The sequence below is a fragment of the Fictibacillus arsenicus genome, from assembly GCF_001999465.1.
Classification (GTDB): Bacteria; Bacillota; Bacilli; order Bacillales; family Fictibacillaceae; genus Fictibacillus; species Fictibacillus arsenicus.
In genome coordinates this window covers 911951-936788 of record NZ_MQMF01000001.1, presented here as the reverse complement: position 1 = coordinate 936788, position 24838 = coordinate 911951, and the positions used below count along the sequence as shown (strand labels likewise).

22 protein-coding genes are annotated in these 24838 nt (G+C 41.0%); 19 read left to right on the top strand and 3 right to left on the bottom strand.

Annotation, left to right across the window (positions count from 1 at the left end; translation table 11 throughout):
- Window positions 1-69 precede the first annotated feature (69 nt).
- Genes UN64_RS04615 through UN64_RS04605 form a run of 3 tightly spaced genes read right to left on the bottom strand, consistent with a single transcriptional unit; the run spans window position 70 to window position 2592 of the window.
- The gene (locus UN64_RS04615; RefSeq protein WP_245801980.1) at window positions 70-1092 is read right to left on the bottom strand and encodes a DctP family TRAP transporter solute-binding subunit; all 1023 of its coding nucleotides are present in this window, start codon (window positions 1090-1092) and stop codon (window positions 70-72) included.
- Window positions 1046-2011 (bottom strand): NAD(P)-dependent oxidoreductase, encoded by a 966-nt coding sequence (locus UN64_RS04610; protein WP_077360149.1) that lies wholly within the window; start codon window positions 2009-2011, stop codon window positions 1046-1048. The genes UN64_RS04615 and UN64_RS04610 overlap by 47 nt, the downstream gene beginning before the upstream one ends.
- Window positions 2008-2592, bottom strand: coding sequence for an amino acid synthesis family protein (locus tag UN64_RS04605; RefSeq protein ID WP_066245300.1), 585 nt, complete (start codon window positions 2590-2592; stop codon window positions 2008-2010). The genes UN64_RS04610 and UN64_RS04605 overlap by 4 nt, the downstream gene beginning before the upstream one ends.
- Before the next feature lie 226 nt (window positions 2593-2818).
- Here UN64_RS04605 and UN64_RS04600 point away from each other — a divergent pair, with 226 nt between their 5' ends.
- The 19 genes from UN64_RS04600 (at window position 2819) to UN64_RS04510 (ending at window position 24746) form a co-directional block, all read left to right on the top strand.
- Entirely contained in the window at window positions 2819-3385 is a 567-nt protein-coding gene (locus tag UN64_RS04600; protein WP_077360147.1) for a TRAP transporter small permease, read from the top strand.
- Complete coding sequence (locus tag UN64_RS04595) at window positions 3382-4650, top strand: TRAP transporter large permease (RefSeq protein WP_077360145.1); 1269 nt, start codon at window positions 3382-3384, stop codon at window positions 4648-4650. Before UN64_RS04600 ends, UN64_RS04595 begins: the two co-directional genes overlap by 4 nt.
- Before the next feature lie 39 nt (window positions 4651-4689).
- Complete coding sequence (locus UN64_RS04590) at window positions 4690-5334, top strand: GntR family transcriptional regulator (RefSeq protein WP_077360143.1); 645 nt, start codon at window positions 4690-4692, stop codon at window positions 5332-5334.
- A 55-nt stretch (window positions 5335-5389) separates the two neighbouring features.
- Entirely contained in the window at window positions 5390-6271 is an 882-nt protein-coding gene (locus UN64_RS04585) for an HpcH/HpaI aldolase/citrate lyase family protein (RefSeq protein WP_077360140.1), read from the top strand.
- Window positions 6268-7620 (top strand): MmgE/PrpD family protein, encoded by a 1353-nt coding sequence (locus tag UN64_RS04580; protein ID WP_077360138.1) that lies wholly within the window; start codon window positions 6268-6270, stop codon window positions 7618-7620. The genes UN64_RS04585 and UN64_RS04580 overlap by 4 nt, the downstream gene beginning before the upstream one ends.
- A gap of 47 nt (window positions 7621-7667) precedes the next feature.
- Window positions 7668-9134: an SLC13 family permease gene (locus UN64_RS04575; protein ID WP_077360136.1), complete on the top strand. Its 1467-nt coding sequence runs from the start codon at window positions 7668-7670 to the stop codon at window positions 9132-9134.
- Between the two features lie 81 nt (window positions 9135-9215).
- Complete coding sequence (locus UN64_RS04570; protein ID WP_077360134.1) at window positions 9216-9881, top strand: GntR family transcriptional regulator; 666 nt, start codon at window positions 9216-9218, stop codon at window positions 9879-9881.
- Window positions 9882-9938: 57 nt separating this feature from the next.
- On the top strand, window positions 9939-11138 hold the full coding sequence (locus UN64_RS04565; RefSeq protein ID WP_077360132.1) for an ATP-grasp domain-containing protein: 1200 nt from the start codon (window positions 9939-9941) through the stop codon (window positions 11136-11138).
- Window positions 11139-12056 (top strand): succinate--CoA ligase subunit alpha, encoded by a 918-nt coding sequence (locus tag UN64_RS04560; RefSeq protein ID WP_077360130.1) that lies wholly within the window; start codon window positions 11139-11141, stop codon window positions 12054-12056. It abuts the gene before it with no gap.
- A complete protein-coding gene (locus UN64_RS04555; RefSeq protein WP_077360128.1) occupies window positions 12053-13417 on the top strand; it encodes an MmgE/PrpD family protein in 1365 nt (454 codons plus the stop codon). Before UN64_RS04560 ends, UN64_RS04555 begins: the two co-directional genes overlap by 4 nt.
- A complete protein-coding gene (locus UN64_RS04550) occupies window positions 13399-14052 on the top strand; it encodes a succinate dehydrogenase cytochrome b558 subunit (protein WP_077360126.1) in 654 nt (217 codons plus the stop codon). The genes UN64_RS04555 and UN64_RS04550 overlap by 19 nt, the downstream gene beginning before the upstream one ends.
- A 19-nt stretch (window positions 14053-14071) precedes the next feature.
- The gene (gene sdhA / locus UN64_RS04545) at window positions 14072-15841 is read left to right on the top strand and encodes a succinate dehydrogenase flavoprotein subunit (protein WP_077360124.1); all 1770 of its coding nucleotides are present in this window, start codon (window positions 14072-14074) and stop codon (window positions 15839-15841) included.
- 21 nt (window positions 15842-15862) lie between these two features.
- Window positions 15863-16615: a succinate dehydrogenase iron-sulfur subunit gene (gene sdhB, locus UN64_RS04540; protein ID WP_077360122.1), complete on the top strand. Its 753-nt coding sequence runs from the start codon at window positions 15863-15865 to the stop codon at window positions 16613-16615.
- 23 nt (window positions 16616-16638) lie between these two features.
- On the top strand, window positions 16639-18192 hold the full coding sequence (locus tag UN64_RS04535; protein ID WP_171978796.1) for an FAD-binding protein: 1554 nt from the start codon (window positions 16639-16641) through the stop codon (window positions 18190-18192).
- Complete coding sequence (locus tag UN64_RS04530) at window positions 18173-19018, top strand: fumarate hydratase (protein ID WP_077360118.1); 846 nt, start codon at window positions 18173-18175, stop codon at window positions 19016-19018. The genes UN64_RS04535 and UN64_RS04530 overlap by 20 nt, the downstream gene beginning before the upstream one ends.
- Window positions 18981-19586 (top strand): Fe-S-containing hydro-lyase, encoded by a 606-nt coding sequence (locus UN64_RS04525; protein WP_425590095.1) that lies wholly within the window; start codon window positions 18981-18983, stop codon window positions 19584-19586. Before UN64_RS04530 ends, UN64_RS04525 begins: the two co-directional genes overlap by 38 nt.
- A gap of 110 nt (window positions 19587-19696) precedes the next feature.
- Window positions 19697-21205, top strand: a complete 1509-nt coding sequence (gene argH / locus UN64_RS04520) for an argininosuccinate lyase (protein ID WP_077360114.1) — start codon at window positions 19697-19699, stop codon at window positions 21203-21205.
- 102 nt (window positions 21206-21307) lie between these two features.
- On the top strand, window positions 21308-22594 hold the full coding sequence (locus UN64_RS04515) for a C40 family peptidase (protein WP_077360112.1): 1287 nt from the start codon (window positions 21308-21310) through the stop codon (window positions 22592-22594).
- 136 nt (window positions 22595-22730) lie between these two features.
- Entirely contained in the window at window positions 22731-24746 is a 2016-nt protein-coding gene (locus UN64_RS04510; RefSeq protein WP_171978795.1) for a penicillin-binding transpeptidase domain-containing protein, read from the top strand.
- Window positions 24747-24838 lie beyond the last annotated feature (92 nt).

Below are 24838 nucleotides of genomic sequence, written 5' to 3'. Positions count from 1 at the left end.
GGAACCCGTTTTTTTATCATTAACAACAAAAAAGGACTGAACCTATTTTAGGTCAGTCCTTTGGATTAATTATTCGTTTTTGCTTTCTGCATCTTTAATGATATCTGCTCCGATTTTTTCTGCCCATTCTTTGTAAACAGGCTCAAGCTTTTTCTTGAAAGCATCGATTTCACTTTCAGAGAGTTCATGGATTTCGACTTGGCCGCGATCTTTTAGTGTTTTTAAAGCATCATCATTTAAATCCATGGCTGAGTCTCTCGCTACTGTTGTTCCTTCTTCTACTCCCTTTTCAATAATTTTTCTTGTTTCATCGTTCAATTCATCCCAAAATTTTGTGTTCGTAAGTAAAGCGTAGTCAACACGTGTGTGTCCCATGATTGTCATATACTTTTGTACTTCATCAAATTTTTTAGATTCGATGTTACTATACGTGTTTTCTTGACCATCAACTGTTCCTTGCTGTAATGCAGTATAAAGTTCCGCGAAAGGAATGGATGTTGAACCAGCACCTAAGTCACCATATATTGCTTCTAGAAGCTGTCCGCCTTGCGTACGGATTTTCAGACCTTTCAAATCATCCGGAGTTTTGATTGCCTTTTTTTCATTTGTGATGTGCTTGGCTCCATTTGGCCACATAGAAAGTCCAAGAACACCATCTTTTTCAAGGCGTTTGAAAATTTCTTGTCCTTTTTCTCCGTCCCAAAATGCGTTAGCTGCTTCATCATCCTTGAATAGAAAAGGCATAGCAGGAATATTAAATCCTGGGTCATTTCCTACGAGCTTGGACATATCTGGAATAATAAATTGAACGTTGTTTGCTACAAGATTTTGGTACTCATCTTTATCACCGAATAGCTGGCTGTTTGGATACACTTGAACCTTAATTTTTCCATCAGATTCTTTTTCAATGTATTCTTTCATCGCCAATGCACCTTGATGTTTAGGTGTGTTCTCAGCAACAACGTGTGAGATTTTAATTGTGAGTTCTTGCACACCATCCGCTTCGCCGCTTCCGCCTGAATCAGCAGAACTACATGCCGCTAGACTAAAGGCCAGAGCGAATGTCAGTAGGGCTAGGTACCATTTCTTCATTTTCTTCACGAGAATTCCCCCTTTTTAATAGATAAGAAGTTACATAACGGTAGATTTCCGTATGATCTGCAAATGATTCCAATGCTTGACTCGCTTCTTCAAAACGCTGATGAACGACGCGTGGCAGAACGGTTTCTGCACCATAATCTTCAAACAAGTGCTTAGCCATCTCTACATCTTTTTTCATTAATTCAAGACTAAAACCTGAATCAAACCTCTTGTTTAAAATAAAGGATGGAAATTTGTACTCTGTGGATCCGCTTCTGCCTGTGCTGTGGTTGAAAACCTCAATCCCCTTTTCGGGCTGCACTCCGTAACGTTCCATTAGTTGTACGGCTTCACATGCAGATAGAAGGTGGGTGGCAGATAAGTAATTATTCAACGCTTTTAATAAGTGGCCGCTTCCAAGGGGTCCTATATGAAAGACTTGTTTGCCTAAAGAATGGAGCAAGCGCTTACATTTTTTGAAAACTTCTTCTTCTCCGCCTGCAATAATGGTTAAAGAGGCAGACCGAGCTTTTTGAATACCACCGCTGACAGGGGCATCCATAAAATCAATCTTACGTAATTTTAGTTTTTCGCCGTTAGTTTTTGTGTCATGAGGATACGAACTGCTCATATCAATAATGGTTAAGCGTTCTGTTTGATTGGAATGCATAGTTTCATATGTAGCTAGAATCTCTTCTATTACATGGTTGACTATCGTGGAGGAAGGAAGCATCAGAATGATGGTTTGAACAGCAGGTACCCAGTTTGAAAAATGACCGGTGTTTCCGCCAGCTTTTTGAAGCTCGCTCGCGGAGGCGGGATTCACATCGGATCCATAGACACGATAACCGCTGTTCAATAGATTCATAGCCATTGGAAGACCCATTTTACCTAAACCGATAAAACCGATGTTTTCATTGTTTTCATTCATGAGGGAAACACGCCCTCTAGTTCTTTATGCAGAGAGCCAATGCGCGGGTGAGCCCGGCCGCTTGAAGTGACAACTGCAGCTATGACAATTTCGTCATTTCTTGGAGCGTCAGGGATTCTTACTTCAAAGGTCATATGATGGCTTCTAATTTTCGGATCCATCTTATGTTTAATAGCTAAGTCTAGACTGCTTCCAGCTGCACCTCTTTTTTCTGCCGATGGAAGCAAAGTTTCTGCTTGGTCACATTGAGAACGAAACGGGTTGCCAAAGGTAAGAGTATGAATAATGGCAGAGCCATGTTCAATTTCTCCGTCAAGGCCTACTAAAGCTCCCTTGCCGTATGCTTCGACTTCCTGACCTGAAATTCCTAAGGCTGCTATTGCCTTTTGCGGTAATATCTCGCCAAGTTTTTCAGAATAAGTTTTAATGAGAGGCAGGAGATCCTCTACATATTTCCCTGCATAAGGATTTTTAATAACAGCTAAAGCGGCAGCAATACGTACAGGTTTAGCAGATTTCTTAAATCCTTCAATAAATGTTTCTTCACAGATTGTTACGACTTTTCTAATCTCAAGTTCCATCGTTTCACCTCCTTTAATTTTTGGATCTTGGATACAATCATAAAAAACAGGTGTCCTAATCTATAGATGTTAAAAAGAGTATAACAAAACTATAAACTATTGTGAATACTTAAAATATTAATAAAAATTTAAATTTTCTGTTTTCTTTTTCGTTTACATTTAGTATATTGGAAATTAAGTATAAAACTAAGATTGGATACAATCCATCAAAAAGGAGTTGAATGTAATGAAACTCTTTAAATGGCTTGATCGCATCGAAGAAATACTAGCAGGGACGCTGTTTATTGGAGGGGTACTGGTAAGTTTGTATGGAGTATTCACAAGGTATGTGTTAAATGCACCTCAAGCTTGGATTACGGAAGTTTTTGAGTTTTTACTTGTTTGGTCTATTTTTATCGGGTTCGGTATGGCTTTAAAAGACAATAGACATATCCAAGTTGAATTAGTGTTCGATATGTTATCTACCACGTTTAAGAAAATTTTAGCGGCAATAAGTAATGTAATAGGAGGCATCTATTCCTTCTATTTAACTTTTTCATCTTTTGAATTGATAACGCTTTCAAAACAACAAGGAATTAAAACTATCGATGTTGGAATTCCGTTATGGATTACTTATTTAATATTACCTATTGGTATGGGGCTGCTGGGTATTTATTTCTTCATTAAAGCAGCTAAAGCAATCCGCGGGGACAAGAGTGAAATTACAGGCGAACTTGAAGTCATGTATGAGACCTTAATAAAAAATGATGATGAGTTAGAAACTGAAACTAAAAAGAAAGGGGTAGGAGCATGAGTCCTGTACTAGTATTATTTTTAGTGTTTGCCTTTCTTTGCTTAATCAGGGTCCCTATTGCCATCTCTTTAGGTTTATCGAGTGTAATCGCTCTTTCTATGATTGATTTTACCCTCTATACAGTTATCCAAAAAATGTTTAACTCACTGAATTCTGCCACGCTTATGGCGATTCCTGGATTCGTTTTTGCCGGGATCATCATGTCAAAAGGCGGGATATCTAAATACTTAATCGAATCATTGAGATCATGGGTTGGTCATATTTCAGGCGGCCTAGCTGTTGTAACCATTCTTTCATGTATGATATTTGCGGCTATTTCCGGTTCGAGTCCGGCAACTGCAGCTGCTATAGGGAGCATCATGATTCCAGGTATGGTACAAGCAGGATATGATAAAAAGTATGCAATGGGTTTGGTGGCAGCATCAGGAACACTAGGAATCTTAATTCCTCCCTCCATACCTCTTATCATTTATGCCTCAGTAGCAGAAGAATCAGTAGGTAAGCTATTTGCTGCTGGAGTAATTCCTGGATTGCTGCTAGGCGGGATCCTTCTCGTTTCTGCGATTATTCACGCAAGAATTAAAAAATATGGAAAATTACCGAAAGAGAGTATGGAACAGCGTGTAAAAAAGACATTAAAGGCCATACCTGGTTTTTTGCTTCCAGTTATCATTCTGGGCGGGATTTATTCTGGTATCGTAACGCCTACAGAAGCAGCATTTCTTGCTTGTCTATATGGCGTGGTTGTATCTGTATTTATTTACAAAGAACTTTCATTCCCCGTATTTAGAGAAGTACTGAAGGAATCTATTAATATTACATCTATGATATTCCTAGTCATCGCAGCTGCAATGATCTTTGGAATGTTTCTTACTACAGAACAAGTTCCTCAAGCTTTCGCACAATGGATTGAAGAAAGTACGACGAATAAGTGGATCTTTATGCTTGGTGTCAACTTCATGTTCTTTATCATGGGAATGTTCTTAGAGGCCGTGGCTATTATCTTGATCACACTGCCAATCTTATTGCCTGTATTGGTGATGTTTGATATTAACGTCATTCATTTTGCGATCATTATGACGATTAATATGGAATTAGCAATGATCACTCCGCCGGTAGGGCTGAATCTATTTGTGGTAAGCGGTATATCCAGAGAAAAAGTAGGCGCTGTCGTAAAGGGAGTTATGCCATTCTTTGCGCTGATGATCTTAGCTTTAATCCTTGTTGTCATTTTCCCGCAGCTTTCCTTATATCTAGCAAAATAAAAAACTACAAAATCAGCACAGAACTTGAGAGGTACAAAAATGAAACAATCTATTGATTTTACAACATTGCAGGAAAAAGTAACTGCGACAATAAGAGAAGCCATCTTCACTCAAACATTTAAGCCTGGTGAACGGCTCATTCAAGATGAACTTGCAGCAAAACTGGGTGTAAGCAGAATGCCTATACGAGAAGCATTGCGCTGCCTTGAGAGAGAAGGGTTAGTTGAGGTGCTTCCTCATAAAGGTGCTCAAGTAATCGGGATTTCCAAAGAGGATATTGAAGAGCTCTATTATCTTCGTTCCTTTCTTGAAGGAGTGACGGTTCAGAAATCGATGAATTTCCTTACATCAGGTGACAGGGAAGAATTGCAGCACCTTGTAGAAAAAATGGATCAAGATATCCGCAATAACAATCTCGATCTATTCGTTACCCATAATCAGGAGTTTCATACTTTACTGCAAAAAGGGTGCAACTGGAAAAAAGTGAAGATGCTTAATAAGCAATTTATTGAAGGGTATCCCGCACATGTTCCGAGCTTAATTCCTCATTCTATGCAGGTCTCGAATGAAGAACATAAAGCGATGCTGGAAGCGCTTGACCAAAAAGATCCTGTGAAATTACGCCAACTTGTTGAACATCATATTATGAGAGCTGGAGAAAAGCTTACTCAATTAATTGAGTAAGCCCGTTCTTCGCTTAAAATTGGATCCAATATCCTGGAAACGGAGGTTTCTTTATATGAATACTCATTTACGATCTTATTTATTTGTACCCGCTGCCTCAATAAAAATTATGGACAAGGCACTAAACAGCGAGGCGGATAGCATAATTGTTGATTTTGAAGATGCTGTAGCACTTGCTGAAAAAGAAGCCTCAAGAGAAAGAGCCAAAAGCCATCTGCTTAGCAGACAAACCGAAAAAAGAGTCTTTATTAGAATCAATGACATTACAACACCTTTTTGGAAAGAAGATTTAGAAGCTGCCATTTTAGCTGGGGTTTCAGGCGTGATCGTTCCTAAAGCAGAAAATGCAGGGAATATGCAGGTAATATGCCAAACAGCACTTCATTATTTACACAAAGTGAACCGCACCCCTGATTCGTTTGAAGTATTGGCATTGATCGAAACCGCACGTGGTGTGCATTTTGCCTACGAAATTGCTTCTTCTCATTACTTAGTGAAACGTCTCGTTTTTGGTTCCATCGATTATTCTCTCGATGTGAATTGTGAACTAACACCTCATGGAACGGAGCTGCTATTTGCTAGATCCCAGATTGTTAATGCTTCAAAAGCTGCCGGTATCGATAACCCTGTTGATGCCGTTTATCCTGATCTTCAAAATGAACCCGGATTGAAAAATGAGGCGGAACGCGCAAAATCTCTCGGGTTCACCGCAAAACTCGCTATTCACCCTAAACAAATTCCTATCATCCATGACACCTACACACCCACACAACAAGAAGTTGAATCAGCACTGGAAATCGTAAAAGCATTTGAAGAAGCAGAACAGCAAAATATCGCTTCTATTTCAGTTGGAGGAAAGCTTGTTGATTATCCCGTTTATAAAAAAGCAAAAGCTCAACTGCATTTTTTAACAAAAGAAGGAGAGCAAAAGGTATGATAACAAAATCGTTAGTTACTCAAATTATTGAAACACGGTATGAAGATATTAGCGAGCATGCTCTTTATGAAGCAAAGCGCAGTCTGTTAAATTGGCTAGGTGTCGCGATTGGGGCTGCAGATCATGAATCCATGGACAAACTTTTTGCTGTCGCTAAACTGATGAGCAGTCAACCCCAAGCCACAGTTTTTGGCAGAGAAGAAAAAGCCGATCTTCTATTTGCATCATTACTAAACGGTATGTCCTCTCATGTATACGATTTTGATGATACGCTGCTTGAAACAGTCCTGCATCCTTCAGCACCTGTCTTTCCAGCTATTCTGGCTGTGGCTGAAAACAAGGGTAAAAGCGGGAAAGATGTGCTCGAAGCTTTTGTAATTGGATGTGAGGTAGAAGCCAGGCTTGCACTAGCCGTTTATCCATCCCACTATTGGAGAGGGTGGCACATTACGGGAAGTGTCGGCGGGATTGGAGCAGCTGTGGCGGTCAGTAAGTTACTGAATCTTGATCATGAAAAAACGACTTATGCAATCGGGATTGCGGCAACTGAACCTGTAGGTTTAAGGGAAATGTTCGGAACGATGACTAAACCATTTCACCCTGGAAAAGCGGCAATGAACGGGTTGCTGGCAGCATTAATGGCGGAGCAAGGATTCACAAGTTCTCATCAATCCTTAGAAGCAGAACGTGGGTTCGTAAACGTTCTCTCAGAGGAAAACAAATTGGACATTCTGACGGAAAAATGGAATGAAAAATGGGAAGTAGAAAAGAACAGCTATAAACCTTTTGCAAGTGGAATCGTCACACACCCAGCCATTGATGCGATTATCTCCTTACAATCTAGATTTCAATTTAAACACGATCAAGTTGTCTCGATTCACATTATAGGACATCCTCTTGTAAAAGAATTGACGGGCAAGCGAGTTCTTAATACCGGACTGGAAGGTAAGTTCAGCGTCTATCATTGTGTGGCTGCTGCATTTATGTACGGAAAAGCAGGTGTTGATCAGTTTACCGATGAGTGTGTAAATGATGAAACAATAAAGAATTTACGCGAAAAGATTACATTAGAAGTGGACGAAAAGATACAAGAAGATCAAGTGCAATTGGTAGTTAAACTAGCAGATGGCAGAGAGTTTACTGAATTTGTAGAACATGCTATCGGGAGTGCAGATAAACCGATGACGAATGACCAGCTCATCGATAAATTCTATGACGTTACGGGAGACATAATTAGTTCTAATGCAAAAAGAGAACTGGTAGATCTAATCTACAAGTTAGAGGAACTAGATGATCTAACTCCTTTTTTTGAATTGTGCCAGCCTGCAAAGTCGTTAAATAAGAATTAAAAACATATAAATTGTGTTCTCTTTGATGAGTTGAAAGGAGAGTACGTATGAGTTCTCCAAAGCCTCGAGCAAATTTAGAACCTGTAACGGGCTCATCTGCTGTAACGAAAAATCATATTAAAAAAACACTTGTATTAATTCTGGGTGTAGCTCTTACGGCAATTGTTTATCAAATTTTGCCGGCAGAATATGCTGAACCCGCGAGAATTATGCTGGCTTTTCTGGTACTCAGCGTTTTTTACTGGACCTTCGAACCGATTCCTTTAGGTTTAACTGCCCTGCTGCTGCTCGTATTGATGCTGGTATTTCACGTTGTTTCAACTGAAATTGTTTACAGCGGCTTTTCATCTCCTGCGGTCTTTTTAATAATAGGTGGCATGATGCTGGCAAAAGGAGTAAATGATACGCCGCTTGCCAGGCGTGTTGCTTACATTTTTCTGGCCAAGTGGGGAGGAAGCGCAAAAGGGTTATTAGCAAGTATTATGATCATCCCGCAGATTCAATCTTTCTTTATTCCAGCCGCTGCGGTAAGAACGACATTGCTTCTGCCTGTGGCCCTTATGTCGCTCGATACGATTGGGGAAAGAGGAAATGGGAATCTTAAAAAAATGATCCTTTTAGGCGTTGCATTTGGAGGAACGATCAGTGGCACTGCAGTTATGACGGCGGCGATTGGGAATATATTAACCGTTGAATTATTAAAAGAATTTGTTGGTATAAAGATCACGTATCTTCAGTGGTTTTTGTATACGTTTCCGTTGTGGCTTGCGCTCATACCTGTTGCCTGGTTGTTACTCATTAAAAAATTTCCTTTAACTGACAAGGAAAAAGAATTTCCTCACTTAAAAGCTGAGATGGGAAAAAAACTGGAGAACTTAGGGAAGATGAACAGTCAGGAAAAAAGGTGCTTAGTCATACTGATTTTCATCGTAAGTTTGTGGTTAACAGAGCCCTTTCATGGACTACATCCGAGTGTACCCGCATTAATTGGTGTTATCTTGATGGCTCTTCCTGTTATAGGGTGCACTACATGGAATAACCTGATAAAAATCAATTTTGACACAGTTCTCTTGATGGGAGTTACCTTATCACTTGGGTATGCTTTTAATGAATCAGGTGCCGCCAAGCTTGTTGGGGAAAGCTTAAGTGCTGGATGGATCATCGAGCTTCTGAGATCACCGTTAATAGCGGTAGCCATCGTATTAATCATTACACACATCTTGCATCTGGCTGTAGCCAATGTATCAACGGCAGTCGTTACGCTAATCCCTATTTTTATTGGACTTGCTTCCAAAGCAGGAGCGGACCCGGCATTAATCTGTATTACCGCTTCATTAGCTTGCTTGCATGGCTATATTCTTGTGGTTGAAGCAACTCCTAATATCATTGTCCATAGCTCAGGTGAAATCGAACAAAAGGAATTTTTGATTCCCGGAGTCATTCTTACGCTCATTATGAGCATTTTTACTATTCTTTTAGCGGCAACTTGGTGGAAGTGGATAGGTTTCCTGTAAAAAGTCTGAATATTATAGACATTTTATTTTGGATCCTGTATCCTAAATACAAATTAGAAACAAAGGAAGGTAATATACAGAATGCCGCCAAAGTATGATTTACGGATTGAAAATAGAGATACTCTTCACTTAAAAGTATCAAATGTGATAAGAGAAGCCATTATTAGAGGCGACTTTAAGCCAGGAGAACGTTTAAAGCAATCTGATCTCGCGGATACGTTAGGTGTTAGCAGAATGCCGGTTAGAGAGGCATTTCGAAAACTGGAATCAGAGGGACTTATCGAGCTGGAGCCACATAAAGGTGCTATCGTAAAATCGATTCAAGTCAATGATATTGAAGAGATCTACACATTAAGAGCAGAGCTTGAAAAGATGGCCGTCTATCAAAGTATTGATTATTTTTCAGATTCAGATCTGAAACAATTAAATGAATTAGTAAATAACATGGATGCTGCAGAAGATATTGAGGATTTTGTTTTGTACAACATTGAATTTCACAAACTCTTAATCAAGCGGTGCAATTGGAACCGGCTAAACACGTTTATCAGCACATTATGGAGCGGTTTTCCTCAGCAGACTCCGCATCTGTTAAAAGGACAGACGGAAACATCGAACAAAGAGCATCGCCAAATCGTAGAGGCTATCATGAAGAAGGATAAGGAGAAAGCCGGCGATCTTGTTTCGGAACATATTTTACGTACAGGACAACTATTAATAAAAAGCTTAAAAGTTGATGCGCGAAAATAGCGCGTTTCTTTTTAAGATAAATTGGATCCAATATCCACAATAGGAGGGAAAGTTCATATGGGAAGAATGTTGGAAAATGCGAGTAAGAAATTATTAAAAGAAAACGGTATTCCTGCTCCAAATCATTGGGTGATCCATAAAAGTGACGAAATACAAGCGTTACATCTTAAGAAACCGTGCGTGTTAAAAGCATTGGTTCCTGTCGGAAAAAGAGGAAAGGCTGGAGCTATCAAGTTTGCAGACTCCGTACAGGAAGCTCAAGAAAAAACGGAAGAACTGCTGAAAATGACAGTTAGAAATTATGAAGTGAATAGAGTCCTGCTAGAAGAAAAACTCGAAATCGCTGAAGAATGGTATGTTTCCATTACGATTGATCCTAAAAAACAGATGCCGGTTATCATCGCAACAACTGAAGGAGGAGTAGAGGTGGAAGATCTTGTTAAGGAAGCTCCTGAAAAGGTAGTCATCTATCATGTGGAACCCTTCTCCAAACTCTATTCCTATCAGGCGAAAGAAATCTGGAGCAAACTTGGTGTAACAGGAAAACCTCTCATTCAAGCCACCTCCGTTTTATGCGGACTTTATGACATCTTTTTAAAATACGACTGTTACATATTGGAGATCAATCCGTTAGTGCTTACGAAAGATCAACAAGTCATGGCAGCGGCTTCTGTTATGGGTATTGATGACTCTGCACTTTTTAGGCAGCCTGAGCTCGCAGGGCAAGTGGAATCAGGAAGTGAACGTTCGTGGAGGCCATTAACTGAACTTGAAAAAGCGATGGTTCGAGTGAATGATGCGGATTACAGAGGGACAGCCAGGTATACAGAAATGGATGGAGGCAGCATCGGTTTTATGTGCGGAGGGGGAGGAGGCAGCTTGCTAAGTTTTGATGCCCTTACCTTCTTAGGTGCACAACCTGCGAACTACACGGAAACCGGTGGAAATCCTTCAGAAGAAAAAGTGTATGGTCTGACAAAAGGAATCCTTTCTAAAGAAGGAGTGAAAGGACTGTTTGTTGCTCACAACATTACAAACAATACACAAATCGATGTTATGGCTAGAGGGATTGTAAAAGCCGTTCAGGAACTGGGAGTAAATCTTGATGAATTTCCTATTGTTGTCCGTGAAGCTGGTGTAAATGATGAAGAAGGCAAGCGAGAATTTGAAAGCGCTGGCATTACGTATTACGGAGAAGAAGTGACCATTGAACAAGCCGCCGCTGAAATGGTGAAAAAGATGGAAGGGGTGATCTAAATGGCAATTCTAATTGATCAGAATACGCGGATGGTCATTCAAGGAATTACCGGCCGTGAAGCGCAGATGGTAGTTGATCATACACTTGCTTACGGTACACGCATCTATGCAGGTGTTACACCCGGGAAGGGCGGACAAAATGTATTAGGTGTACCTGTATATGACACGGTATGGGAAGCGGTAAAAAAACAGAATGTGAATGCTAGCTTAGTTGTTGTCCCCCCGGCATTTGCACTCGATGCTGTGTTAGAGGCAATTGATAACGGAATCAAACTTATTGTCGTAACAACAGAAAACATTCCGCAGCTTGATTCGGTAAGGATGCTGTATGAAGCTCGGAAGAAAAATGTTGTTATCATCGGACCTAATACGGTCGGCATCATTAATCCAAAAGACAATGTGAAGATGGGATCGATTGGCGGAGACCGGCCGGAGCGCTGTTTTGTACCAGGCAATGTAGGCGTTATCTCAAGAAGCGGCGGAATGACAGCTGAAACATCCTGGATGGTGAAGCGTGCCGGATTTGGAGTTACAACCTCTGTCGGAATCGGAGGAGATAGTTTTATAGGATCAACCATAAAAGATTTACTTGCCTTGTTTGAAGAGGATGAAGAAACAAAAGCAGTCGTTACTTTTTCAGAACCAGGAACTTCTTTTGAAGAAGATGCGGCACAATTTTTAAAAGAAGGCGGATTTACTAAACCTTTAATTTCATACGTGGCAGGGAGATTTACAGAATCCATGCCAGAAGGAACGGTGTTTGGTCATGCAGGAGCAATGATCTCCGGAAATACGGGCAGACCTTCACTCAAAATGAAAGCACTCCAAGATGCGGGGGCTCACGTGATCGAACGTTATGACGATGTGATATCTGTTTTAAAAACGGTACTTGGAGAAAGGGTTGGGGGAGTAAAATGACATTATCTCAAACTTTAGCAAGCTATGTTAATCGTACGCGCTATGAAGATTTACCGGAAAATGCCGTTGAATTTACGAAGCTTTGCATTCTCGATTGGTATGGTTCTGCAGTTGCGGGTAAAGATACTAAGCCCATTCAGGCGATAAAAGAACTTGTTGAAGAATGGGGAGGAAAGGAACAGGCGAGTCTTGTAACAGGAGGTAAATCTTCTGTTGGAAACAGCATTCTAGTAAATGCGGCGTCCAGTCATATTGTTGAATTGGACGATATTCATAAGTCATCTATTATTCATGCAGGTACGGTTGTAATCCCTGCTGCAGTTGCCGTTGCAGAAGCGTATGGATTAAGCGGAAAAGAACTGATCACAGCTATTGTAGTAGGTTATGAAGTTTGCTATAGAGTTGGAGAAGCGGTTTCTCCTTCTCATTATTACTATTTTCATAACACAGCTACGTGCGGAACGTTCGGAGCAGCAGCAGCTGTCGGTAAATTATTAAAATTGAACGATGAACAGTTATCGCATGCTCTAGGGAACGCCGGATCGCAAGCAGCTGGGTTATGGGAATTTATTGAAGATGGAGCGATGACCAAACAGCTTCATACTGCTAAAGCAGCTTACAATGGAGCAATAGCCGCTCTGCTAGCAAAAAAAGATTTTACAGGTGCCAGTCAGATTCTTGAAGGAAGACGCGGTTTCTTTCATGCCATGGCAGAGTCAGTAGACCCTTCAAGAATTACGAATGAACTCGGCCATGTCTATAAAATAGTAGAAAATAGTTTTAAAATACACGCATCTTGCCGGCATACTCATCCGGCAGTTGATTGCATCCTCGACATCATGACAAATCATGACATCAACCATACATCAATTCAAAGAATTAAGATCCACACATATCAAACTGTATTGAACATCACAGATAAACCTAACCCTGACACCGTATATGCATCTAAGTTTAGCAGCCAGTTCTGCTCAGCCCTCGCAGCAGTTAATGGCAGCGCTTCCTTAGATGACTTTAATAAAGACACATTAAAAAGACCAGAGATCAAAGAATTAATGAACAAAGTAGAGGTTCATGCTGATCCTTACTATGAAAATCTGTATCCAGAAAAATGGGGAGCAAAGGTAGAAATTGAGTTGCAGAATGGCGAGGTTTATACCGAAGCGACCGACTATCCAAAAGGCGACCCTGAAAAACCAGCCAGTAAGGAAGAATTGGTTGAGAAGTTCTTATCCATGACGTCTTCTAAGTTAGAAAAAGCAGAAAAACATGCAGAAAAAATTCTAAAGCTAGAAGGGATTACGGTAAGAGAGTGGCTTGCTGAAGAAACGAGGGATGAAGCGTGCAATCCAATTCATTAACAGCGGATCCTCAACCAGTAAGTAACAACATAAGGAAACGTTTTGTCCTTTCAAGGCTTCACTCTCTAGCTGGTATCGTTCCATTAGGAATCTTCATGGTAGAGCATCTATTAACAAATTCAACTGCTCTGTTTGGCAGTGAAAAATATAACGAACAAATTCATCTGATTCAAAGCATTCCTTTTTTGCCATTGCTGGAGATCTTTTTAGTAGCCATCCCGCTTATTTTTCATGCAGGGTACGGAATCTATTTGTCTATGATTTCCAAATCAAATATTCAAACATACAAGTATGAAAGAAACAGATTGTTTTTCTTTCAGAGAGTTACGGGAATAACGACACTCGTTTTTATTATTTATCATGTCTGGTCTTTTCGATTAGCACCTGTGTTTTATGGAACCGAAATAAATTTTGACCTTGTGAATAGTCACCTGGAAAATGTATTCATCTTTTCTTTCTATGTGATCGGAGTAGTTGGGGCAGTTTTTCATTTCACAAATGGTATACGTACAGGACTAATAACATGGGGAGTGACGAAAGGTCCTGCCTCTCAGCGAATTGCACAAAAAATTTGTTTACTATTTTTTGCGGTGTTTGGTGTTCTAGGCGTAGCGAGCTTATTCGCATTTATATAAGGCATGGAGGTGAAGCATCTTGGACAATCAAGAATCAATCGTAGTTGGCGGCGGACTTGCAGGACTAATGGCAGCGATTAAACTTGCTGAAGCCCAAAAAAAGGTAAAGTTATTCTCATTTGTACCTGTTCGCAGATCCCATTCTGTTTGTGCTCAAGGCGGCATAAATGGAGCAGTAAACACAAAGGGAGAAGGAGATTCAGTCTGGGAGCATTTTGAAGATACGATTTATGGTGGAGATTTTTTGGCGAATCAGCCTCCTGTAAAAGCAATGTGTGAAGCAGCACCTGATATCATCTATCTCCTTGCCAGAATGGGCGTACAGTTCAACCGGACTGAAGAGGGACATATCGACTTTAGAAGGTTAGGCGGAGCGAAGTATTCACGTACTGCTTTCGCTGGTTCCACTACAGGTCAGCAAATTCTTTATGCGCTTGACGAACAAGTTAGACGATTCGAAACAGAAGGCGTAGTCGAGAAGTTTGAGTACTGGGAGTTCCTTTCACTTGTTATCGATGATGACGGCCGGTGCCGGGGAATTTCGGCTCAAAACTTAAAGACAATGGAGATTCATACGTTTAAATCTGATGCCGTGATTCTTGCGACTGGCGGCATCGGTAATATTTTCAGAAAAAGCACGAACTCCATTATTAATACAGGCAGTGCCCACAGTATTGCTTATCAGCAGGGCGTTCGTTATGCCAATGGAGAGTTCATCCAAATTCATCCTACCGCGATACCTGGAGACGACAAGCTTAGATTGATGTCAGAATCAGCACGAGGAGAAGGTGGAAGAGTATGGGTGTACCGCGACGGGAAACCATGGTACTTCCTTGAAGAAAAATATCCTGCGTACGGCAACCTTGTCCCAAGGGATATCGCAACTCGTGAAATTTTTCATGTATGTGTAGATTTAAAGCTAGGAATCAATGGTGAAAACATGGTTTATTTAGACCTCTCACATCTTTCACCTGAATTACTGGATAGAAAGCTCGGAGGCATTTTGGATATTTATGAAAAATTTGTTGGTGATGACCCTCGCAAACTACCGATGAAAATCTTTCCGGCCATGCACTATTCAATGGGAGGACTGTGGGTGGATTATGACCAGATGACGAACATTCCCGGATTATTCGCATGTGGGGAATGTGAGTATCAGTACCATGGAGGAAATCGCCTTGGCGCCAACTCCTTAGTGTCTGCGATTTATGGCGGTATGGTTGCAGGTCCGAATGCCGTTAAATATATGAACGGCTTAGAGGTAAAGTGTGAGGACTTACCGGATTCTATTTATCAGAATGAATTGAAAAAACAAGAAGAAGACTATAAAAAGCTTCTTAACATGGATGGTCATGAAAACCCTTATCAGCTTCATGTGGAAATGAGCGATTGGATGGTTGATAACGTTACGGTTGTCAGACATAATGACCGGCTTCAAAAAACAGATGAAAAGCTTCAAGAATTGCAAGAGCGGATGAAAAACATTGGGATAGACGATCGAAGCTCATGGCAAAACAGAACCGTTCCTTTTGTACGCCAGCTGAAACACATGCTGGAGCTCGCAAGGGTCATTACAGTTGGAGCACTGCATCGAAACGAGAGCAGAGGAGCCCACTACAAACCAGAGTTTCCGGAAAGAGATGATGAGAACTGGCTGAAGACAACGATTGCTACATACACACCATCCGGACCAAGTCTTTCCTATGAGCCTGTAGATATTCAACATTTGAAACCAAGACCGAGACGGTATGATGTGGTTACGTCGAGCAAAGAACTTTCAAAAGCCTAATGAGGCAGAAAGGAGAACGGTATGAGTTCTGAAAAGGTAATACGGCTAAAAGTAAAACGAAAAGACCAGATGGACAGTGAATCGTACTGGGAAGAGTTTGCGATTCCTTATCGCCCTAACATGAATGTCATCTCTGCTTTGATGGAAATACAGCGAAACCCTATTAACGCAGAAGGAACTCAAGTGCGTTCTGTAGCCTGGGAATATAACTGTCTTGAAGAAGTTTGCGGAGCATGCAGTATGAGAATTAACGGGAAAGTAAGGCAAGCCTGTTCAACTTTAGTGGAGAAGCTCGAACAGCCAATCCAGCTAGAGCCTATGGAAACATTCCCTGTTGAAAGAGATTTAGTCGTAGATCGTCAGCGGATGTTTGACGCTCTGCAAAAAATAAAAGGATGGATCCCAATTGATGGGACATACGCAATGGGATCAGGTCCATTAATTTCGTCTGGGGAACAACAAGAAGCCTATAAATTTTCAACCTGTATGACTTGCGGCTGCTGCCTGGATGCTTGTCCTAATGTAAACAGCGGCTCTCCATTTATTGGCCCTCAGGCGCTGGCTCAAACAAAGTATTTTAACATGCACCCCACAGGAAAATTAACAAAAAATGAACGCCTGGAAGTGGTTATAGGTGATGAAGGCATTTCGAATTGCGGGAATTCACAAAACTGTGTTGAAGTATGCCCGAAAGATATTCCTTTAACAACGGCTCTTGCAGAATTAAATCATGAAGCCAATCGTTATGCATTATGGAGCTGGCTGAAAAAGTAGAGCCTAGTATGGAGGTCATTTTTATGTCAGATAAATCTTATCATTTTGATGTGATTGTAGTTGGCGGTGGCCACGCAGCATTAGTTGCTGCCATTTCAGCACGGGATAGCGGTGCATCTGTTGCCCTCGTTACAAAAGGGAAAGCAGGACTCGGAGGATCATCGGTGATTTCTGACGGTGTGTATGCAGCCATTTTTTCTGAACATGATTCTAGTGACATTTATTATACGGACATTTTAAAAGGCGGAAAGGGATTATCCAATCCTCGGCTAGCAAAAGTGCTCGCAGAAGAATGTACAGAAAGAGTGATGGAGCTTGAAAGTGTTTATGGTGTGGAGCTGCAGTTTGAAAAGATGGTTGCTACCCCAGGACACTCCTATCCAAGAAGGGTATATGCCGGAAAAGGAATCGGGAAAACTGTAACGAAAGCGCTAAGAGATGCTGCTATTGAAAAAGGTATAACCCTGTTTGAAAATTATACTGTGCTTGATCTGATTAGTGACGGAATACAAAATTATGGCGTGATCGCACAAAAAGATAATCAAATATACGAGTTTATAGCCCCTTCTACCATTCTAGCAACAGGTGGATTTGGCGGACTTTATACATCCACAGACAATCCAAGAGACATTACAGGTGAAGCGATTGGAATGGTTTGGCGGAATGGTATTGAATTAATAGATATGGAGTTTGTGCAATTTTATCCGTATCGTTTGAAGTCCCCTGCAAATATCGACGTTATGACGAAAATTTTCGGCAAAGGTGCCATTTTGCGAAACGAAAAACAAGAACGGTTTATGGAGAGATATCCCAAAAAAGAACTGGAAACCCGGGACGTTCTTAGTTATGAGATGTTCCAGCAAAAAGAGGTTTACTTAGATTTTTCAAACGTATCAGAGAATGATCTAGAAAAAGACAGTCCAGCCCTTTTTCGTCTTATAAAAAAAGGTCATGAGGGGAAATGGATAATGAGTCCCGTACAGCATTATTGTATGGGCGGAATCAAAGTGGATGAGTGGGGAAAAACCAGCTTGAACGGGTTATATGCTTGCGGCGAATGTACAGGCGGACTGCATGGTGCAAATCGCCTTGGAGGCGGATCCATTACCGAGGCTCTTGTATTTGGAAAACGGACAGGATATGCTGCAGCAGAAAATAAGAAAGAGATCACCTCATTTAATTATACAAAGACCGTTAGTCCAACTGATATTGAGGTTGATAGAGAACTAGAAAAAGAGATTTATACAAAAGTCAGAGAAATTATGTGGGAGAAAGCAGGAATTGAACGGACAACCCAAACACTTTTACAGGCAAAGGAAGAATTAAATCAACTTGCTGAAGAAACTTGTTCTGTACGATTAAAGGATAAAATTCGAGCAGCCTGGGCTTCCGTTTTTGCGGCTTCCATCCGTATAGAAAGCAGAGGAGCACATAAACTTCAAAATGCAGCTTCAGAAAAAAAGGAATGGGAAGGTAATATTGAAATTCATAATAGAAGTGCCCGGTTTATTCCTGCAGCATTAGATGAAGGCGGGAGAAAAAAGGAGCAGGTAGCTTATGAAAATCATCAAGTATGAGGAAATAGTAAAGCACGTTTCAAAAATGTGTCAGGAAGCAAACTTTGATTTAGGTCAAGATGTGGTCAATGCCTTTCAATCGGCTCTAAAAAAAGAGAAATCAGAAACAGGAAAAGATATTCTGGAACAGTTGATAGCCAATGCTGATATTGCAACAAGTGAGAGAGTCCCCATGTGCCAAGATACTGGTGTTTCTGTTTTTATTATCGAGCTTGGGCAAGACTGTCATATCACAGATGGCAAGCTGTATGATGCCATCAATGAGGGTGTCAAAAAAGGGTATGAAGAAGGGTATTTACGGCATTCAATCGTAGACCACCCCATTACGAGAGAAAAAAGTAAAGGGTATAACACACCTTCTATTATTCACGTAGAACTCGTTGAAGGCGACGAGTTGGTCATTCATATGTCCGCTAAAGGCGGCGGCAGTGAAAATATGAGTACGTTAAAAATGCTTAAACCCTCTGATGGTGTGGAAGGTGTGAAAAATTTTATCTTGGACACCGTCAGAGTGGCTGGTCCCAATGCCTGTCCACCGCTTGTGGTAGGCGTTGGTGTTGGAGGTAACTTTGAAAGAAGTGCCTATTTAGCGAAAAAGTCGTTATTCAGACCAATCGGACACAGAAATGAACGGACAGAAATAAGTGAGCTTGAAATGGAACTGATGGAGAAGATTAACCAGCTAGGGATCGGACCGCAGGGAATGGGCGGCAGTACAACTGCATTAGATGTAAAAATAGAAATTGAGCCCTGTCACATTGCAGCACTGCCGGTTGCGGTAAATTTGAATTGTCACGCAAGCCGGCATAAGGAAATCCGCTTGTGAAAAGGAGAGTGAAAACATGGCTGCCATTCAATTAAGCTGTCCAATTTCAGATGAAGAAATTAAAACATTAAAAGCAGGTGACAGGGTATTGCTGAGCGGAACCATTTATACAGCCCGCGACGTTGCTCATAAGAGAATGTCAGAAGCACTCCAAAACGGTGAAAAACTGCCTGTTCAGATTGCAGGACAGATTATTTATTATGTTGGTCCTACACCTGCAAAGCCCGGTCAGGTGATCGGATCAGCTGGTCCCACTACAAGTGGAAGGATGGATAAGTACACACCAGCATTGCTTGAACTTGGTTTGAAAGGAATGATCGGAAAAGGATATCGAAGTGAAGAGGTTGTTGAATCCATCAAAAAAAATAAGGCCGTATACTTTGGTGCTATTGGTGGATCAGGTGCTTTAATAGCACGAACGATAAAGTCTTCAGAAGTCATTGCATATGAAGACTTAGGTCCCGAAGCAATCTATAAATTAGAAGTAAAAGAATTTCCTGCCGTAGTTATTATAGATAGTGAAGGTAACGATTGGTATGAAATCGGAAAGCAGCAGTATCAATCTTAATCATAAACGTATTTAAGCAGCCTTATACAGGTTGCTTTTTTAGTTCCCAATCCCTTATCCCTTTTATACACTAATAAAAACAATAAAGTTGTAAGGTCAGGGGGAGGCTCATGCAGTCCAAGGATGAATTCATCAAGAGCGAAGGAACATCGTTTCCAGGAAAAACCTATGTCGATCATCTGCTTCGTCCTGTTTTTAACGATCAGCGGGACTACTTATTTAAACAAATGTTTAAAATACACCGTGCTCATGTCGTTATGCTCGCTGAACAAGCTATTTTAGATAAAAAAGAAGCAGCAATCATCCTTCAAGGAGTGGAAACCGTATCCCAAACGGATCCTCAGACACTCCAATACGACCCGCAGTTTGAAGATCTCTTTTTTATGATGGAACATAAAATCAGTGAACAAATTGGCCGGGATCTGGCTGGGGAAATGCACATCGCTCGAAGCCGAAATGACATGGGTGTGGCTATGTACCGGCTCGTTTTAAGAGAACACATTTTAACGCTATTACAGAGTTCTATACTATTAACAGATGCCCTTCTCGAACAAATTAATGAACACGCAGAAACTGTTATCACTGCCTACACACACACCCAGCCCGCACAGCCTACAACACTCGGCCACTACCTAACTGCTGTATTAGATGTTTTGCTAAGAGACATTCATAGACTTTGGTCGGCTTATGAAACCGTAAATCGATCCCCCATGGGTGCAGCTGCTTTATCCACAACCGGCTTCCCAATAAATAGAAAAAGAGTGTGCGAGCTTCTAGGTTTCAGGGAACTCGTCGAAAATTCTTATGATGCCATTGCAGGTGCTGATTACCTAATAGAGTCTGCAACTGCCGCCTTATCCATGATGGTCAACTGCGGCAGGTGGCTTCAAGACTTCCTTCAGCTTGTAACCCATGAATATAAAATCATAAAAGTCGCTGATCCTTACGTTCAAATCAGTTCTATCATGCCTCAGAAAAGAAACCCGGTCTCGATTGAGCATTCGCGATCACTTGCCAGCTCTTCAGTAGGCGAGGCACTCGCAGCGATCCAAATGATTCATAACACGCCATTCGGTGACATCGTGGATACGGAAGATGATCTTCAGCCACATCTTTACAGAAGCTATGAAAAAGCGAACCGTGTCATCCACCTGATGCATGCTGTTATACGGACAATGGAGGTCGACAAACAACGAGCACTCCACCAGGCCAAAACTTCATGTATCACAATAACCGAATTAGCTGATGTTATGGCACGCGACAAAAACGTCCCATTCCGTCTTGCTCATCAGATCACAAGCTCAATCGCAAAAAAATGTTCACAAGAAAAACTTAAGTTAAACGAACTCTCAATTCAAACCATAAACGAGGAAATCAGTAAACGTTGCAATGTCTCTTTAAGTCAGGAAGAGTGGAACAGCATCATTTGTCCAATCGAATTTATAAAAAAACGCAACATTCAAGGCGGTTCAAATCCTGATGAAGTAAAAAGAATGGCTGAAGCGCGTTACAAATTAACTAGAGCGAATGAAGATAGGCTTGCGGAGGAAAAGAATAGACTGCAAATAGCAGAAAAGAAGCTAACTGAATCTGTGCAAAAAATAATAGGCAAAAAATAAAAGAGCCAGCAGGCTTTTTTTATTTTTATGTCGAAATTAAGTTTAAATAAATATCCATTATTGCCGATATATGTAATAAACGGGACTTTGAAGGAGGAAAACATGGATAACACAGTGGTGAAACGGTTAATGATGACTTCTGCGTTTGCTGGTGCTTTTTTTGCTGTTCCTCTCGTTGGTGAAGCTGCTTTAGGCGACATGACCTTAAAGCAGGGAATCACTCATGGTGATGTGAAACAACTTCAAACAATATTAAAAGAAAAAGGCTTTTTTAAAGAGCAGCAAACGACTACTTATTTTGGACCGGTAACCCAAAAGGCAGTCATGGATTTTCAGAAAGCGAACGGACTTGTGGTTGATGGGATTGTCGGAAAACAGACTTACAAAAAGCTTTTAGAGAAATCTTTTCAAGAAGCACCACCTAAAAAACAGCCGGTTCAAACTGTTTCATATTCTTATTCAAAAGAATTAAAGCTGCATTCGACAGGACAAGATGTAATGAAACTTCAGCAAGATCTTAAGTTTCTTGGCTTTTTTACATATTATAAAACAACTGATTATTATGGGACGATCACGACGGAAGCGGTTCGGAAATTTCAAATCAGCCAGAAGCTAAAAGCGACAGGGGTTGCAGATGCGACGACATTAGACCGCATCACGAAAACAGTTGCGGCAAAGAAAAATCCAGTGCAGCCAGCACAACCTAAGCCAGCTGTAACTAAACCAGCAACACCGCCGGCACCTGCTAAATCAGTACCGGCTCCACAGCCTCCACAAAACACCGTGAAGGAATTGAAGTTTGGCATGACAGCACCGGAAGTAAAACAGCTTCAAACGCGCCTGAAAAATCTAGGGTTCTTTACATATCCGATGATCACGGAGTATTTTGGAGCGGTAACAGAGGAAAGTGTTGAATCTTTTCAGAAGGCGTATGGTTTACCTGTAACGGGAATCGTAACAAAGACAGTTTTAGATAAAATGACAGAAGTGGAGAATAAAAAAGGTGAAACGCCTAAAACTTCTGATCAAATTACGATTAATGTTATTGCTAATGCTGCTGAACTTATGGGAACACCTTATGTTTGGGCAGGTACGACTCCTCAAGGTTTTGATTGCAGCGGCTTCCTTCAATACATTTATACAAAAGAAGGGGTATCACTACCGAGAACAGTTGCTCAAATGTGGGATGCAACAACTTCAGTCAGTGAACCTGCAGTTGGCGATCTTGTATTCTTTGAAACTTATACTACTGGACCATCTCACGCAGGAGTCTATCTTGGCAACAACCAGTTTGTCCATGCAGGAACAAGTACAGGAGTAACGATAAGCAACTTGAACTATTCGTATTGGCAAGACCGTTACCTTGGGTCAAAGCGTGTAAATTATTAATCTATAACATTCATACAAACATTTTATGAGCAAATGAAAGCTCATAAGGTGTTTTTTTTATCATGTGTTTATCATACATTTATTACCATGCCCTTGTTATACTTAAACAAACGTTTAAATGGAAGGAGATCTATTTTTGAAAAATCTTTGCAAAATAATGTTGTTAGCCATGTTTTGTTTTACGTTGTTGGTCGCATGTTCTGAGCCTCCTAAACCAGAAGACGCATTAAAGAAGTATGCAGCCTCCTGGCAAAAACAAGATTTTGAGAGTATGTATGAGATGTTAGATTCAGAGTCTAAGAAGAAAATTACGAAAGATGACTTTGTAAAACGCTACAAAGACATTTATAGTGGGATTGAAGCTAAGAATCTAGCCGTAGAAACAAAAACTTCAAAAGAGAAAAAAGAGGAAGAAAGCGAGAAAGCGAGTCTAGCATATTCCGTTAAAATGGATACAATCGCTGGACCGATCGAATATACACATAAGATCAATATGAATCTTGAGGAGAGTGAGGATAAAGAGGCATGGAAGGTGCAATGGAACGCGTCGAATATTTTTCCAAAAATGGAGGAAGGCGATCGAATTTCAGCCTCAACTCTATCACCAAAAAGAGGTGCGATTTTAGATCGGGAAGGAAATCCGCTGGCATTCAACGGAACAGCTTATGAAGTGACGATCGTTCCGCAAGAACTGCCGGAAGATCCGAGCGAAACGATTGAACCTCTAGCAAAAATTATAGGAATGACTCCAGAAGAAATCCAGAAAAAGTTGGATCAGCCATGGGTGAAGCCACACTACGGAGTGCCAATAAAGAAAATGGAGACAGATAATCCTAAAATACATGATGCTGTTGAATTAGAAGGCGTGAAATCTCCGAAGAAGGAAACACGAATATATCCACTGAAGGAAGCGGCGGCGCATCTTACGGGCTATATCGGCCAGGTGAACGCAGATGACCTCAAAAGATTAAAAGGCAAGGGATACACAGCGCAAGACTGGGTCGGAAAAGCAGGGCTTGAGCAAGTGTACGAAGAGCAGCTGCGCGGAACTCCCGGCGGAATCATCAAGATTTTAACGAAAGAAAAGGAAGAGAAAGCGGTGTTGGCGGAAAAAGAAGTTGTAAATGGAGAAGACGTGAAAACGACGATTGACAGTAGCGTTCAGCGGTCTATCTATGCACAGCTAAAAGGAGATGTGGGGACGTCGTCCGCCATTCATCCAAAAACAGGTGAAGTCTTTGCTCTTGTGAACAGCCCATCTTACAACCCGAATGAATATACGCTTGGCATCTCAAACGAAACAAAAAACAAGCTGGAAAACGATTCGAAAAAACCAAAATTGAATCGTTTTATCTACACTTATGCTCCGGGTTCAACTCTAAAACCTTTAACAGCGGCAATTGGATTAGAAAACGGCACATTGGATCCAAATGACGTCATGAAGGTGAACGGGAAAACGTGGAAGAAGAGTGAGTCGTGGGGGAATTATCACGTAACTCGTGTTAGTGCAGTTCCAAGTGTGAATCTGGAAAAAGCGCTTATTTACTCCGACAATATTTATTTTGCTCAAAAGGCGCTCGACTTGGGGCAGGAGAAGTTTGTGAGTGGACTTAAGGAATTTGGTTTAGGAGAAGATATGCCGGTCGGGTATCCATTTACTGCTTCAACAATTGGAGAAAAAGGTATGACTGAAATCCAACTTGCAGACAGCGGATACGGCCAAGGTAAAATCCAGATGAGCGCTCTTCATTTAGGTATCTCCTACACACCTTTCTTAAATGAGGGGAACTTGTTGGCACCAAAATTGGATCAAGCCAAAGAGGATTCGACTATCTGGAAAGAAAACGTGATCTCACCTGAAACAGCAAAAATCATTCGGGATGACCTAACGAAAGTAGTAACAAGCACGAACGGAACAGCGCATGAGGCGTATATGCCAAAACTGCCTCTAGCCGGAAAAACGGGAACCGCTGAGTTAAAAAAGAGCAAAGATGACAAAAACGGCATGGAACTCGGCTGGTTTGTTGCTTATAACACAGAGGATCCGTCACTTCTCGTTACGATGATGATTGAGGATGTAAAGGGAAGAGGCGGCAGCCATTATCTTGTGCCGAAAGTGAAGAAAGTCTTTCAAGAAAGCTTAATCCAATAAAGCTGCCCCTTTATAAAGGGGCTTTTTCTATTTTATTTAAAGACTTTAAGTGGGTTGACTTTTGATTCTCTTTCAGGAGAAACATAGTGTGT